15 protein-coding genes are annotated in these 15,938 nt (G+C 30.0%); 5 read left to right on the top strand and 10 right to left on the bottom strand.

The features are described from left to right. Positions 1-73 precede the first annotated feature (73 nt). A complete protein-coding gene (locus B6F84_RS05155) occupies positions 74-667 on the top strand; it encodes a hypothetical protein (protein WP_148691249.1) in 594 nt (197 codons plus the stop codon). 27 nt (positions 668-694) lie between these two features. On the opposite strand, the gene B6F84_RS05160 is transcribed toward B6F84_RS05155, so the two are convergent. From B6F84_RS05160 to B6F84_RS05180, 5 genes are all read right to left on the bottom strand, one after another. Further along, entirely contained in the window at positions 695-1,168 is a 474-nt protein-coding gene (locus B6F84_RS05160) for a GNAT family N-acetyltransferase (protein ID WP_148691250.1), read from the bottom strand. Further along, positions 1,156-2,439 (bottom strand): NAD(P)-dependent malic enzyme, encoded by a 1,284-nt coding sequence (locus B6F84_RS05165; protein ID WP_148691251.1) that lies wholly within the window; start codon positions 2,437-2,439, stop codon positions 1,156-1,158. The genes B6F84_RS05160 and B6F84_RS05165 overlap by 13 nt, the downstream gene beginning before the upstream one ends. 101 nt (positions 2,440-2,540) lie before the next feature. Then, entirely contained in the window at positions 2,541-3,872 is a 1,332-nt protein-coding gene (locus B6F84_RS05170; protein WP_148691252.1) for an APC family permease, read from the bottom strand. 417 nt (positions 3,873-4,289) lie between these two features. Beyond that, on the bottom strand, positions 4,290-5,084 hold the full coding sequence (locus B6F84_RS05175; RefSeq protein ID WP_148691253.1) for a hypothetical protein: 795 nt from the start codon (positions 5,082-5,084) through the stop codon (positions 4,290-4,292). Beyond that, complete coding sequence (locus tag B6F84_RS05180; RefSeq protein ID WP_148691254.1) at positions 5,072-5,950, bottom strand: aldo/keto reductase; 879 nt, start codon at positions 5,948-5,950, stop codon at positions 5,072-5,074. Before B6F84_RS05180 ends, B6F84_RS05175 begins: the two co-directional genes overlap by 13 nt. A 187-nt stretch (positions 5,951-6,137) precedes the next feature. Here B6F84_RS05180 and pyk point away from each other — a divergent pair, with 187 nt between their 5' ends. Then, positions 6,138-7,457 carry a pyruvate kinase gene (pyk, locus tag B6F84_RS05185; protein ID WP_148691255.1) on the top strand — a complete coding sequence of 440 codons (1,320 nt, stop codon included), beginning with the start codon at positions 6,138-6,140 and terminating at the stop codon, positions 7,455-7,457. Between the two features lie 133 nt (positions 7,458-7,590). After that, positions 7,591-8,391, top strand: a complete 801-nt coding sequence (locus tag B6F84_RS05190) for an XdhC family protein (RefSeq protein WP_148691256.1) — start codon at positions 7,591-7,593, stop codon at positions 8,389-8,391. On the opposite strand, the gene B6F84_RS05195 is transcribed toward B6F84_RS05190, so the two are convergent. The 4 genes from B6F84_RS05195 to B6F84_RS05210 all read right to left on the bottom strand — a co-directional run bounded on the left by B6F84_RS05195 (position 8,383) and on the right by B6F84_RS05210 (position 11,374). Next, positions 8,383-8,832 carry a hypothetical protein gene (locus B6F84_RS05195; protein ID WP_148691257.1) on the bottom strand — a complete coding sequence of 150 codons (450 nt, stop codon included), beginning with the start codon at positions 8,830-8,832 and terminating at the stop codon, positions 8,383-8,385. The genes B6F84_RS05190 and B6F84_RS05195 overlap by 9 nt on opposite strands. Further along, the gene (locus tag B6F84_RS05200; RefSeq protein ID WP_148691258.1) at positions 8,833-9,807 is read right to left on the bottom strand and encodes an iron-containing alcohol dehydrogenase; all 975 of its coding nucleotides are present in this window, start codon (positions 9,805-9,807) and stop codon (positions 8,833-8,835) included. It lies immediately after the preceding gene. 75 nt (positions 9,808-9,882) lie between these two features. Next, entirely contained in the window at positions 9,883-11,082 is a 1,200-nt protein-coding gene (locus tag B6F84_RS05205) for an RNA-guided endonuclease InsQ/TnpB family protein (RefSeq protein WP_148691259.1), read from the bottom strand. Between the two features lie 13 nt (positions 11,083-11,095). Next, positions 11,096-11,374 (bottom strand): transposase, encoded by a 279-nt coding sequence (locus B6F84_RS05210; RefSeq protein ID WP_236749079.1) that lies wholly within the window; start codon positions 11,372-11,374, stop codon positions 11,096-11,098. Between the two features lie 346 nt (positions 11,375-11,720). On the opposite strand from B6F84_RS05210, the gene B6F84_RS05215 reads away from it, so the two are divergent. Further along, positions 11,721-12,575 (top strand): DUF973 family protein, encoded by an 855-nt coding sequence (locus tag B6F84_RS05215; protein WP_148691260.1) that lies wholly within the window; start codon positions 11,721-11,723, stop codon positions 12,573-12,575. 361 nt (positions 12,576-12,936) lie between these two features. Continuing rightward, positions 12,937-14,070 (top strand): MFS transporter, encoded by a 1,134-nt coding sequence (locus tag B6F84_RS05220; protein ID WP_187152759.1) that lies wholly within the window; start codon positions 12,937-12,939, stop codon positions 14,068-14,070. Positions 14,071-14,138: 68 nt separating this feature from the next. Here the strand turns inward: B6F84_RS05220 and B6F84_RS05225 are convergent, their stop codons facing one another. Continuing rightward, on the bottom strand, positions 14,139-15,827 hold the full coding sequence (locus tag B6F84_RS05225) for an MFS transporter (RefSeq protein WP_148691262.1): 1,689 nt from the start codon (positions 15,825-15,827) through the stop codon (positions 14,139-14,141). Positions 15,828-15,938 lie beyond the last annotated feature (111 nt).

Genomic DNA, 15,938 nt, shown 5'->3' on the forward strand with positions numbered 1-15,938 from the left:
ATTAAATTTTTCCGGCGATCAATTATATCATTATCAAGTAAACATAAACTTTCAATTAAATTTAAGTGCTAAAGTGATTATACAAAAATTATCCAATAATACTTATAATATAAGTGTTTTAGAGAAATATAATAGGCAAAATTCTACATTGGACTCTATAGCTAGCGAATTAGGAGAGCATATAATAACCAGCTTTGAAGGAAGTTATTATTATATTATAGAATATTTCAATAATAACACTATAGCTATAATATATCATTTGAAAAATAATTCTGTAATCCTTATTCCATTTTACTTTCCATTTCAAGCTAAATCAAATAACATAACTTTTATTGTAAAAGAATATAATTCATCAAATGAGCTTTCATTAAATTATACCACTACTGCTGAAATTATAGCATCGTCCAATTATATTAATATCACTTATAATAAGTTAAATTTCATACCTTATTACTTTATAATTTCAAATATGTCATATAAAAATGATATTTTACATTATTATTCTGAAAGAACAAGTTTGCTGATAAATGGTACTCCAGCATTTATTCAAGTAAGTATGAAAAACCTACCAACTAGCAATAATTATGATAAATACATAATATTATCTGGAATAATAGTTATTTTAGTAGCATCTACCATATTAGTAATAAGAAAGAAGATAAAATGATAATTACAAAATAATATTAAAAATTAGTTATTTTTTCTCTATTTTTCGCACATATTTGGAATATATTTCTCTAAATCCCATCTTTTTATAGAATGATGCAGCTATCAAGTTTCTAGATGGAAAATTTGCTGAAAGTAATTGTATTCCTCTATCATTTAGTTGTTTTTCTATGTATTCTACTATAAGTTGTCCTACTCCTTGTCTCCTATATGAGGGATAAACGTAAAATTCTTCTATCATTGCTTCTTCTTCTGGTTCGTAAAATATTCTATCGTATATTATTACTCTGGATGCTCCTACTATTTTATCCTTATCTTCTGCTATTACTATAATTTCATTATGGTTTTCTAAACTTTTTTCCACATTTTTTCTTACCTTCTCCTCTAAATCATTGGGTACTGAAAGTAATGGATCGAATTCGCTGTTTAACCTATACATTCTGCTAAAGAAGTCTACTATTTCATTTATGTCTTCCTTTGTGCCTTTTCTTACTGTGACCATGTTGATATCACCATGCTCATAATTTTTCTGCTTCTCAATATTTTATCCTTAGCTAATTCTTTGAATTCTTCTTTACTTTTATTAACTCTCGATAAACCTAATTCTACTGCTTTATAAGCTACTGCTGATGCTACTTCATAATAAACTTCCCATTCGTCCATTCTTGGAATAATATAATTTTCATTTATGCCTTTATCTCTTGCAAATTTAGCTAAAGCTTCAGATGCTGCTATTATCATTTCGTCTGTTATTGCTTTTGCTCTACTATCAAGAACTCCCCTAAAAATTGCTGGAAAAATTAGAGAATTATTAACTTGATTGGGAAAATCACTTCTGCCAGTAGCTACTATTTTTGCTCCGGCTTTTTTAGCATCGTCTGGGCTTATTTCTGGAATTGGATTAGCTAGAGCGAAAACTATTGGATCTTTATTCATTAGTGATATCCATTCTGCTCTTATTATATCCGGACCAGGTTTAGATGCAGCTATTACTACGTCTGCTTTTGAGAATGCGTCTTTTATTTCTTTATTTTCTTCTTTATTTGTTTTTACTGCTAGTTCGTATTTCCACTTATTATGAAGCATTAGGTGATCTATATCTTCTCTTCCAGAATATAATGGACCTTTACTGTCAATTACAACCATATTTTCGTACTTGAAACCGTATTTTGCTAATATTCTTGCGGTAGCTATATTTGATGCTCCGCTACCAAAAATAACTATTTTGCTTTCTTCAGGAACTTTATTTACCAACCTTAATGCATTGATTAATGCTGCTAATATAGCTCCTGCTGTTCCTTGTTGATCATCGTGCCAAACTGGAATATTTGATATTGCTTGTAACTTTTCTAAAATATAAAAGCACTTGGGTGATTCTATATCTTCTAGATTGATTCCTCCAAAAGATGGTTCTACTGATTTTATAACATTGATAAAATCGTCTGCACTCTTAACTTTTATAGTTAAAGGTATTGCGTCTACACCACCTAAGTATTTGAAAAGGAGTGATTTTCCCTCCATTACTGGCATTGCAGCTTCTGGCCCTATGTTTCCTAGTCCTAATACTCTAGTTCCATCTGAAACTATTGCAATTAAATTTCCTCTACTAGTTAACTCGAAACTTTCGTTAGGATTTTGTTTTATTGCCTTTGATACTTCTGCTACGCCTGGAGTATAAATTAGAGAAAAATCATCGTATGATGAAATTGGTACTTTAGGATAAATTTCTATTTTTCCTTTAAACTTTCTTGATAGATCTATAGGATCTTTCATGACAAATTATTATCTTAATAAGGGTATTTAAATCATTGACTCTAAAATTTTTAAAAATTACAATAATTTCATTTATATTAGTAAAATATTTATTAATGTTATCATTTCTCTTCTTCCTCTTCTTCACTCATAGTTATTATTTCTGTCACTAGAAATCCCAAGATTATGAAAGCCATAAATATATACACTATAACTGGAGTTGTTGTAGCTATAGTCTGTATTAAATCCCACCCTACAAAGCCTACAGCGCCTAATGAAAGTGCTATTTCTGGAATTCTCTTCTTTATTCTTTTTAAGGAAATTTTAAAGAGTGAAAAGTCTGAAGCTGCATGAACGAATAATGTTGCCATTACTGCTATTTCACCAACATATTCAAATGCTAAATAAGGTCTAACTCCAGTTATGAAAAGAGCGGAAATAATTGATAGAGCATAAAGTACTATTGCTACTAGTGAGGCATATATTGGACCTCTATTTTCTTCAAATTTAGCTAATATTTTTGGCAAAAATCCATTAGTAGCCATTGCATATGCAGTTCTTGATGTAGCTAACATAAAAGATAATGTAGCTAATATTCCATCATTTGCTGCAGCAAATAATACAAAAATTAAAGTTATGATTCCAAATCTGTCTTCTATTAAAGTTAGTAAATTTGTATTAGAGGGGACTAAATGGTAAAAGAGAAGATGATCTCCTATAGCGTAAACGTCAAATGCAGCTAACAAACCTCCAATTAATATTACTGCAGTAATAGCATAAGGTACTGTCTTTTTAGGATTTTTTACTTCTCCAGATAATGGGGTAATTGAACCATATCCAGTTGGAATGCTTGATCCAAAAAGAATAGCTAAAGCTAATAATCCAGCAGAAATATGATAGTTAAATGGATCATAAAATGTAAAATGCGTGGATTTCAAGAATAATAAGGCTAGAATTGTCATTATTCCTATTTCCATTAAACTAGCTACTACTGCGTATTTTGCTGATGGTTTAATTCCTGATATTATAAATATTGACGATACTGCTAAAATTACTAAGGCGATTATCCAAGGGTTAATGGGAAATATACTAGATAATACAAAGGTAGCTCCTAAAACATATGCTGATCCATAAAGAGTTGAATAAACTAAGTATATCCAACCAGTCTCAAATCCAAGTCTTTTCGTTAAAGAATAATATGCATAAGTGTAATATCCTCCAGCTTTGGTATATCTTGTTGATAATTTATATACTACTAAACCGTTAAAAAGTACTAAGATCGTACCTAATATTATAGCTATTGGTGCAAAATATCCTCCATATAAAAAAGCTGCTACTCCATAAGTTAAGATGCTAAGAAAAGGAGCTTGTCCTCCTAGACTTATGAAAATCAAATCTCTTAATCCAATAACTCTCTTTGGTTCTTGATAATGCTCTGCCTTTTCTTTACTCATCAGTTATTAGCTCTAATAACCTAGATATTAAAACTGACTTGAATTTTTCTGTTAATATATGATCATGTTTATAAATCTGTTGAATATATATTTTTGGTTCGAAAATTAAACACTATATATAGTATTTACAAAAACATAGCCATAACTATAATTTATTATTAAATAATCTTTTGATACTGAATATATTGGATATTTTAGTTGTATTAAATAAGTTTCTTAGATTTAAACTGAAAAGAGATATATTAAAATAATTGGCTATTCATTTGTACGCAAACGTTTCTCGCTAATCAGTTTTGCTAAGTAAAAAGATGTTCGTGATTTAATATAAAATCTTAAAAAGTCAAAGATTGATTTGCTTTCAGCATTAATGAATTAGCTGTTTACAATTTGTGTATTTATAATCTTTTTATGCAAGATCTATAATCTAGATATTCTTCTTGTTTCAGGTATTTCCTTTATAATTTGATTTTTTATCTCTTTAAGTATATCTATTTCGTATACTGAGGTAGAGGAATATAGAATTCTTCTATCATCTAATTTCGCAATGTTAGTTGATCCAAAAGTAGATTTAGGTAATTCTATATTTACATTTTTCCAATTATATCCATCTCCTATATAGATTGGGGTTCTCGATAGTGCGGAGGCTACAATTAGATTGCCAAGATCTTCTAGTGCATGAAAATATCCTTTTTGTACTTTTCTGAATGTCTCTAAATCTTTTGTTATATATATTCCATCAGCGCATGCTATCAATAATGAATCTCCTTTTTTAAGTAAATTATGCATGTCATTTGAGAATTTTATGGGACGAAGATTAGTTATATTGTCTCCTACTAATAAATTTCCTTCCTCTACTGTAGCAATTATTTTACCTTTGAAGTTTATGATGTCTGTAATGTGTGGTGGACCATGTGGAAAATACCAATTCATTTCATTTGCATATTTTGTGAGATCTAGGACCAAGTTTTCTTTCTCATATATTTTTGGTCCTTCTACTAGTGCAAATATTTTTCCTTCATACTTCCATAATCTCCAGCATCCTTCTTCAACTATTTTTTTATCATTTATAATGAAACCGTCAGTGGGAGAGCATATATATAGTTCTTTATCTATAATTGCGTCTTGAATTTCAAAATCGCAACAAACTTTGCTTATTTCTCCTTTCTCATTTGTTTTATATAATCCGTTTTTTGTAGATATTAGGAACTCCATGGTCTCAAACTCTTTACTCTACTTTCAATTTTATGTATGAAGTAGTTTTTGGTTTTAAAATGCTGGTCTATTGCATTCCAATCTTCATTTGATAATCTCCATCCCATTGATTTTGCATCCTCAATTACATGCTCTTTACTGGATGCTTTTACTATAGGGATTAAGTTATTTATTGAAATATACCAATTTAACGCTACTTGAATTGCAGATTTTTCATATTTCTTTCCTATACTATCTAAAAATGTATTATTGTTAAATATTCCGTTTTCTAATGGAGTATATGCTAAATAAAGTAAGTTATTTTTCTTTATGAATGGTATTACATCTTTTTCATCCTCTCTTGAGATTAAACTATAATGATTTTCTACTGCACTAATCTCATATTTTCTAGAGCATTCATATATTTTTTGTATTTTAGGATAATCAAAATTACTTACTCCATAATACCTTATAACGCCATCATCCACTAGTTTTTCAAATGCGCGTATTGTGTCACAGATAGGTACTCTTGAAGGAAAATGTAGAAGATATAGGTCTATATATGTTCCAAGCCTTCTACTGCTTTCTTTGGCAGATTTTATAGTATCATCAAATGACGCATGATTTGGCCATACTTTTGAAATGATAAATAGCTCGTCTCTATGAAAGTCTTTTATAACTTCACCTATTAGCTCTTCAGCATGACCATTTCCGTACATTTCTGCTGTATCTAATGTGGTAATTCCATTTTCAATTGCTGTTCTTATAGCTTCTTTCCATTGATTATCTTTTCCATGACTCGAATACCAATATCCACCTCCTATTCTCCACGTTCCAAATGCTAAAGCTGAAATGGTAAAATATTTAAACTTCTTTAGATCTATCATTATCGTTATATTTGTTTTTCTTGTTTAATAAGTTATTCTTCAATATTTAGATACTAAGAATTTTTTATCTAATTTAGAAGCATAGATAACTTTCTTGAATAAATTTAAGATTTTGTTCTTTATTCCAACTATTTTTTTATAATCTTATATGCGGTTAGCTTATATTTGTAAAGTATAAACTTAGAATATGGAAGTTAAAAAAAGGAACACTAAGATAATAACAACTATCGGTCCATCATGTGAAAATGTTATTGATGAAGTATTACGTTATTCTGACGTAGTAAGAATTAATTTAGCTCATTCTTTTCAATCAGTTGAAAAATATGTTAACATGATTGAAGGTAAAGTTCCAATTCTCATGGATTTACCTGGCTCTAAATTAAGAATAAAAAATACTAATGAAATTAATGTAAAGAAAGGGGAGATAGTTAAATTTGGGAAGGATTTGAAAGTAGATGACGAATTCTATCGTCTTGTAGAGAATGAAGATATAGTAACAATAGGAGATGGAGACGTAAAATTGAAAATAAGAAAAACTGATAATAATATAATAGGTATTGCTTTGAATTCTGGAATAATTTACCCGAGAAGAGGATTGTCAATCCCTAAAGAATTACCGTATGGAGTTACAGAAGAGGATATTAAAATTCTAGAAAAAGTTAGTAAGCTAGAGCCAGATTTTATAGGTATTTCGTTTGTAACTTCTAAAGAAGATATAAGGAAAATTAGAGACATTCTAGGTAGTAAAGTTTGGATTGTGTCAAAAATTGAAAGAAAAGAGTCATTGAATAATCTAAAGGAAATAGGAAGAGAGTCAGATGCGTTGATGATTGCTAGAGGAGATCTAGGCTTAGAAGTTGGATTACCTAACTTACCTTTTGTTCAGAAATATATTATAAAAGTAGGAGATAGTATTGGAAAACCAGTCATTTTAGCTACTCAAGTTTTAGAATCTATGATTAGTTCTCCAATACCTGAAAGAGCAGAGGTTACTGATATATCAAATTCGATACATTACGGAGTCGACGCTATATTATTAAGTGATGAAACTGCTATAGGAAATTTTCCATTACAAGTACTCAAAATGTTGGATATGCTAATAAAAGGAATTGAAAGTCAATACACTTCTATGAAATTGCCAAATAAGATCTCTAATGTAATGGATTCAATTTACTTTTCTACTATTACTGCTTTAAAACTCAGTAAAGCTAGACTTATTGTAATTTACTCTCCATCAGGAAAAGGTGCAATACGTTTATCAAAATTAAAACCTAAAGTACCTATTTTAGCTTTAGTTGACAAAGAATTAGAGAGAAAGCTTAGTTTATGTTATGGGATTTATACTGTAAAAATAGATAAAAAATTTGAAAATACTGACGATATAATTAAAAATTCTAGGATGCTTGCTATAGATCTTGGATTGGCAAAGAAGAATGATTATATTATAATTACTACTGAAGATTCCTCTAGTATAGGGAATCTTTTAAAAATAGAAAAAATAATATAAGATATTTTATTACGTCTTAAATAAAGTAAAATATGATAAAATATTACATTTTAAAAGGAGATTTTTACTACTATTTATATTTAAGCGAACATATTTGAGAAATATTTATTAAGGTTCATGAGAAAAAAATAGCATGAGCTCATGCGAAATATTTCCTTTAATTTCTAAGTTAAGTGCAGAAGGAAAGAGATTTGTTATCGTTTCAATTTTTGAAGGAAATAAATTAGAGAGAACAATAGTAGATGAAAATGGCGTATTATTAGGTTCTTTAAATCCTGAAATTCTTAGCTTGGCTTTAAAGGCTTTAGAGAGTGGTCAAGTAATTACCAAGGAAATCAATAGCAAAAGAATAGTAATTGAACCAGTAGAACCTAGACCATCAATAATTATTGTAGGATCAGGAATTATAGCCAAACAACTAGCTAAAATCGGATTAGCCTTAGGTTATTATATAGGAGTAATAGGAAATGGAGATGTAAAAGAAGAAGATTTTAATGGAGTTCACGCAATTTCAAATAGTTTAGAAATTCTAAACGAAATGATAACAGAAGATTCCATAGTAATAGTAGCTAATGAAGGAGGTAAACCATACGATATTGACGCGTTATATATTGCATTTAATAAAAAAGCTAAATTTATAGGACTTATGGCTAGTCAAAAGAGAGCTGCATTAATGATTTCTTTACTAATTAAAAGAGGAATTAGCTTGGAAGAAATAAAATCTAGATTTTACTCTCCTTTAGGGTTAGATATAGGCTCAAAAACTGCTGAAGAAGTTGCATTAAGCATTTTATCAGAAGTCGTATCATTCATTAGAGGTGGAACTGGAAAACATTTAAGAGAGGTTAAGAATCCTTATTTACTTTTGGATGATGCAATGGCAGGAAAGATTGAAGATAAATGTATGTTTGTCCCAAAAAGTCTATCAGACTGATTCTACATCTTTTTTCCATTTTCTCCAATCTCCGAATTTCTTATCATATTCGGGACATCCTCTCCTCCAATTCATTCCATTAATCCAGTTTACATTTACGAATATATCGTAAAATTTCTTCTCTTTCATTTCTGGATTCACCTTAACGTACTGCTCTATCTTACGTACGAAATCTAACATCTCTTTTTCTGAATCAAAATAAAATATTATTACTCCATAGGATAGAAGGCTTAGCGGAAATGAGAAGATACCGTATTTGCCTGCAACATTTTTTATTATATCTAGATTTAAAAACTCTTCTAAAGATATTTTAAGGTTTTTTATTGGAATTCCTAGCTTATAACAGTGTAATGAATTAACATGTTGAATTCCTTTTTGATAGTTTAACCAGCATTCTTCACATTTTCCCCAATCTTTTCCAATAGGTTTCCAATTGAGCATTCAATATACCTCCTCTAGAAACTGGGTTGCAATTTTTTCGTCTATTTTTATAGGATTTCCGCTATTATTTGTGAACTGAATAAATATATCTATATATTTCAATGCTTCTTCAAAAATAGTATATTCTGATAAACGTTTAATAATATTGAGGGATTTCAGAAAATTATAAATAAACTGATATAATGGCTCATCGTTTTCTATAGCTTTTATTTTTTGTTTAGATGCTTGATAATTTATTTTGATTGCTTCTGGAAGTGATATACAAGAAGTTATGCCATGAGGAATGTTAAATCTAGGACCATAAACATAACCAAACATATGACTCATTCCCATTTTTACGTATCTCATAGTAAGAGAAGATAACCATTCTCCTATTTGACAATCTAATCTAGCTTGTATGGAATCTATTTTCGGTAAACAATCTATTAATTTTCTATATCCTTCTATTGCTAATGAATCTGAGAACAAGTTTGAATAATTAGAGTATAATGCTTCTATAGCGTGATCTAATGCTCTAATGCCTGAAGAAAGGAGTAACCATTTAGGAGTTTCTAATGTTGTATAAGGATCCAGAATTACTACATCTGCTTCTTTTCCCTCTTTACTTGTTTTTGTCCCTTCTACAGTAAATCCTGCATTCTTAGTATGTTCCGAACCAGAAAGAGTAGTAGGTATTGCGATAAAATATTTTGGATTAGCTAATTTTATTCCATCAATTATACTCCCTCCTCCCAATCCAATAACTATTTCGTATCTTTGAATAAAATTGGATAATTTCTTAACGTCATCTTCTGGTGTATGTTGTTTTGGACCTTCTATTACATCTGCCTCAACCAGATTCAGTATCTTATCGAGAATCTTACTTTTTAAAAGACTTCTACTGGTTACTACTAATGCCTTCTTATGAAGATTAGCTAACCATTCTATTGAGTTCTCTCCATAAATTACTTTACTTTTAGGATAATCTATTTCCATAAAATATTACTAGTTTTCTACTAACATAAACTTATTTAGTGAACTACTCCGCCATTACGACGAAGCATCCCCACCTCACGATGAGGATTTCCTGCTTCTCAGGGGAAACTTACTATACACCACCTCATGAAAGGTGACGTACAGCAGAGGTTCCCCCTCCACAGGCAGAAAGGCAGTCCCAACCCCATCCCTCAAAATATTTAGAGAAGCATTATAATCACGATCAACCGTAAAACCACAATTAGGACAACAAAATACCCTATCAGACAAACTCAGTTTCACTTTGTACCCGCATCGAGAACACGTTTGTGACGTATACGCTGGATCTACCTCCACCACCTTCCTACCAGCTCTTACAGCCTTGTAGAAAAGTTGGTAGAGAAAAGACGAAAACTTAGAATAAAGAATATGCTTCCTCAACCTACCAAAAGAATCTAACACCATCCTTTGCGTATTTAACTCCTCAACAACTATCACATCATAATTTCTCACTAACCACGTTGTTACCTTGTGAATATAATCAGCAAGAGTATTCTCAAGCCTTTCATAAGCCTTAGCTAACTTCAGCCTAGCCTTTTCGCGATTCCTTGAACCCCTCTTCCTTCTCGATAACCTCCTCTGCAACAATTTAATCCTTTCCTCCCTCTTATCTAACAGTTTAGAATTCTCAATCACAACACCATCACTCGTTGTAACAAATTTCTCTACGCCCAAATCAACACCAACTACTTTGCCAGTCTTCTCGAGCGGTTGTTTTTCTTGCTCAACTTGAAATATTGCATACCACTTATCTGTTTTACTTCTCTTTATGATGACTCCTTTTATTTCTCCGCGTATTGGCCTATGCAAGAGTACTTTGATTTCTCCTATTTTTGACAGATAGAGTTTGTCCCCTTGTAGTTTGAATCCTGATTGATTGTACCAGATTATTTTGAATATCTTTTTATGTCTTAGTTTTCCTACTTTCTTTCCATTCTTCTTCAATTTTGATAAAGAGTTAATGTTGTACCAGAGTATGTTGTTTATCATTTGTAAAGCTTTTGAGTATACCTCATGTTTTTCTTTCATGTTCTTGAGTAATTTTTGTGTGTCTAGTTGTGTAACTTTTATTCCTTGTTTTTTCTTTTCTGTTATGTAATCCAATAACGAGTTGTATACTTTTGCTTCTGTTTCCATCGTCTTGGCGAGTTTTTGTTCTACCTCGGGTGTTGGATATATTCTATACTTATAAGATAAGGTTATAGTATTCTTATTCTTTTTCTTGGTTTTGAACATATTGTTTTAGCACCTAGAGTGTTACTTGTCCAGCTAGGAAGTATGAAGAACATAAGTGTCCTTTCCAGAGTTTTACTTCTGGGAAGTTTTTCTGTATTTCTCTTGATGTTATTGTTTTTATTGTGTTTATGTATCTTGGTATGTTTAGTGTTGGTTTTGCTTTGAATACCCTATGGAAGTGGTCTTTATGTATACTGATTTCAGTAACGTCAACTTCAAATGATTCAGTAATTTCGTATGTTAGTTTCTTTAGGAAGTCTATTGTTTTATCGTTGTCAAATGTTTTTTCCATGTTTTACTACTTATATTTATAGTAGAGTGAGTAGACTGAATGTGAATCTCCTAGAGTTTGTAACGCATATTTCATAAAATTTTTAATAACTATAAATAAAAACTTTCTATAAGGGGGCTATTCATCCCCAACTTCTGATGGGGACTTCCGCCCCATTAACACCCAGTAATGTTAAAATCACGATTTAATTCTATTTATTAGTATATCCTTAACTCTTTATTAAGATCATAGAGCTAGGAATCATAATAGTAACGTATTTTGTAATATAAGCTTAAAATAAAATATAATCGTATAAAAATTCTACTGATTAAGTAAGTTTTAAAGTTTTATTAAATAAGAATCACGTATGAGTATAAGTAATGATATAGAAGGGTTAAATAAATTAAAAGATGCGTCAATATGGCTTACAGTTATTACGTTAATATCTACTATAGGGATTTTATATAATTCTGCGGCTATTTTAAGTATTGTCTCGTTAATCTTACTTTTTATAAAAGGAATTCCATCATTGAGAGATACTTTTAATTCTTTTAGTGCTTCAGGTAAAGAAGTTAGTAGAGGAATTGGTGGATTAAAATATCTTCCTATAGGTTATATACTTCTGTTCATAGCTGGGATATTTTTGATTTTAGATACAATTTCTGTTTTGAGTATAAATTTGGTTGGAAGTATATTATTTAGTATTATAGGAATTCTCTTACTTATAGTTGGAATTATTGTGATATTTATTTCATATTTATTCATAGGTTTAACTTTATATGATATAGGGAATTTCTTTAGTAACGATCTAATAAAAATAGGAGGAATTTTATCTATAATTCCGGTAATAGATTTTGTCGGATGGATTCTAATATACTTAGGAGCAGATGATGCAATTAGAAATATTAATAGAAATCAGACTTATGTAGCCTCTTATCAACCTATATATCAAACTGGAAATGGAATACTTAGGTTTGATGGAAGCGCGTTTTTCTCTATTTATTCTTTAGTTCAAGGAGTTCAAATAAACAGTGCAATACTACAAGAAATAGGACTGAATTCTCTAGATATTCAACCTAAAATTCTAATTCATGGAACAAATAATATCTTTATAAAGTTTCCAGAAATAAGTAACATAATCCCTCCTAGACTATATACAATAGTCCTTAACTTGTCTAACGGTCAAATAGTTGTAGTTAAGGTTAACTTGATACAAGGATAATATTATCAGATATATTAAAATATAATTTGGTTTTTATTATAGAGATTAGTAAAAGGGGAAAAATTTTATCCACAGTTAGTATATTCTTGAAAAGAAGATAATTTTGTTTATAAATCCAATAACTGTATCGTTTTAGATATAAGTCTAGTAATTACTAAATTTATTGTAATCATTATGTTATAAAAATCATTGAAGTCCTCTACTTATATACTATATTCAGAATTGCATGATTGAAAGCACTAAGATTCATTATAAAATTTCACTATTGATAAAATTAAAGGATTTTTTAAAACTTCTGCAAAAGCTTTATATAAAGTCGGAATACCTATAAGTTTTTAATTTAATAGTAACTGAATAAATTGTGAGAAGTAAGTATACTACATTTGTAGTAATTCTATTTTTATTAACATTTTCTATTAGGCTAACTAATAATGCTATCTCAATTACTATACCCTTGATAAGCAAGTACGAATTAAATTTTCCGATTATCTTTTTAGGTATATTACTTTCAGCATTCTCTTTCACATCATTTCTTTCCAGTATCTTAAACTCTAAGCTTGAAGATAGAACAAGAACTAAAGTATTTAGAATTGCGTCTATAATCTATTTAATTAGTTTTATCTCATTTTATATTACTAATAGAGTATTAATCTGGATATTAGATTGTATAGCAGGATTTTCTATAGGTATTATATGGCCCAATTTAATTACTTACGCTGGATCAGTTGATGAAGAGATAAGAGAAAAAGTTATTGGGCTATATTCTGCCTTCCTTAGTCTATCATTAATAGTTGGCCCTGCAATAGAATCTTTCATTTTGCTAAAATATTCATTAAACGATATTTTTCTGTTTCTTTCTATTATTGCTGTAATCATTCCAATAGTATCGTTTAAGATTGAATTTAATGATCTTAATTTGACGCAGAATAAAAATAATGAGAGAATCATACGATCTCCTGCATTTATTATGACATTATTAAATAACATAATGTATGATATACCTTTTGGAATGATTAGCACGTTTGGAGGAATTTATGCTATTTCTCATTTTAATGCTAGTTATTCTTTAGCTGAGTTGATATATGCAATCTTCTTCATAATTTCATTTTTTACTAGATTGTTCTTTTCGTTCATAATAAGTAAAAATACAAATATAATAAAAATAATATCTTTTAATGCTATATTAACAGTTATTGGTCTCAGTTTAATTCTTTTATCTAATAGTATTATTTACTATATTCTTGCTTTAATAATACTGGGAATTCCACATGGTTTAACTTATTATTCTTCTTTAATTTTATTATCGAGAAATTTTAGCGAAAGAAATAGAGCAAATAGTTACTTTTCCGGGACATTATTAGGATTAGGAAGTGTTGGTCCATTCTTTTTATCTTCAATAGTTGAGGGATTAGGTATAAGAAATACTTTTCTCCTAATAACTTTTGGAGTTATCAGTATATTTACAGTTCTACTTTACCTTTATAGCAAAAAATAAATATATATATAGTAATTTATTGAATATCTTTTCCTAAAGTTTACAAAAACTATCTTTGAATAATATAATTATTTTTCATTACTTACAGTTGTATTTTGCATATCTCTTTCGTAAATTATGGTCTTACCTCTTAATGCTGAAGCTATAGCGGCTGAAAAAGCCATTGCAGATCCAGCATAAAATGCTATTTTTAAAGACTTCATAAAGGCTGGCGCTATAACTTTAGGGAACCAAAAGTTACCGGTTATAATTGATATAGCATGAGGTGAAATACTACTTACTACTGAAGAAGGTAATTGAGATAGTATAGCTGAAACAGGATTATAGCCTAAGAACGAAGCAAATATTGCTGCTGTTGGTGGTATTTTAGCCATAAAAGGAGCCAATTGTGGTGCTCCTGCCGCGTTTAGAGCTGAGGTTAATGTAGATGGTAAGAGCAAATAGAGTACTTCTATAACTATAGTAAAGAATATACCTATGCTTAAGGTGCTTCCAGTGTTAGTTAACATAGCTCTAATTCCTGAGGCTGAACCTCTATGTTGTGGTGGAGATGAGTTAATTAGAGCTGCCATATTTGGAGATACAAATAATCCATTTCCTATTCCCATGATAAATATTATAGATGCAAATATCGGATAGCTGAAATCATAAGGAAGGGTAGTAAGACCTAAAAATCCTGCTCCTAAAATTACTAACCCAGTTGTTGCTAATATTTTAGCACCGTATTTATCAGACAATCTTCCGGCTATTGACCCCATTATACCAAATCCTGCTAACAGTGGAAGTAAATATATTCCTGCCCAGAATGGTGTTACTGAATAACTATAACCATGAAGCGGTAACCATATAGCTTGTAATAATAATACTAACATTAATTGCAATCCTCCAAATGCTAACTGTGCTAAAAGTATGGCTATTGCTGAGGCTGAAAATGATCTTAGTTTAAATAATTCTAACCTAAACATTGGATCTGAAACTCTTCTCTCTAAGAACAGGAAACCACCTAAGAGGACAAGGCCAGATATTATGCTAGCTATTACATAAGGATTACCCCAACCCGTCACTTCTGAACCATAAGGTAATATGCCATATGTTATGCCAACTAAAATTAAGATTAGGGCTACAGCATACAACAAATTACCTGGTATATCTAACTTTTGATGCCTATTTGGTGGACTTAATTGCTTTAAGGATCTCAGTGACCATATTGTACCCAATATTCCTATAGGTACGCTAACTAAAAATACGTCCCTCCAGTAAATAGTTGCTAAAATTCCTCCCACAATTATTCCTGCTACTCCTCCAAAAATCCCTATAACTCCATTTAATCCTAATGCAAATCCCCTTTGATTAGGAGGAAAAGCCTCAGATAATATTGCTGCACTATTTGCCATTAAGAGTGAACCACCTATTGCTTGTACTACTCTATACGCTATTAATTGTAAGGCTGCTATACTTCCAGTACCTGGAGTTATATATAAAAGAATTGATCCAATGGTAAAAATTGCGAATCCTATGTTATACATTCTAACTCTACCATATATATCAGATAATCTACCGACATTTACTACAAGAATAGCTGATACTATACTATATCCAAAGAGAATCCATAATAAATATTGAAATGAATCAAATGGGTTAATATCTATACCTCTAAATATTGCTGGCAATGAAATTAATACTATATTAGCATTCATAAATGCCATAAATGCTCCAAGACTAGTATTAGATAATGCAATCCATTTATATTGAACCATAAAGTTAGATACTTAACTTTTAATTATTAAAGTTTACGCACGTAAAAGGAAAAATAGTCAAATATTACTTATATACAATATAATTGGAATAAACTTAAAAGTATTCTAGAA

The organism is Acidianus manzaensis, from assembly GCF_002116695.1.
In the GTDB taxonomy this organism is placed as follows: Archaea; Thermoproteota; Thermoprotei_A; order Sulfolobales; family Sulfolobaceae; genus Acidianus; species Acidianus manzaensis.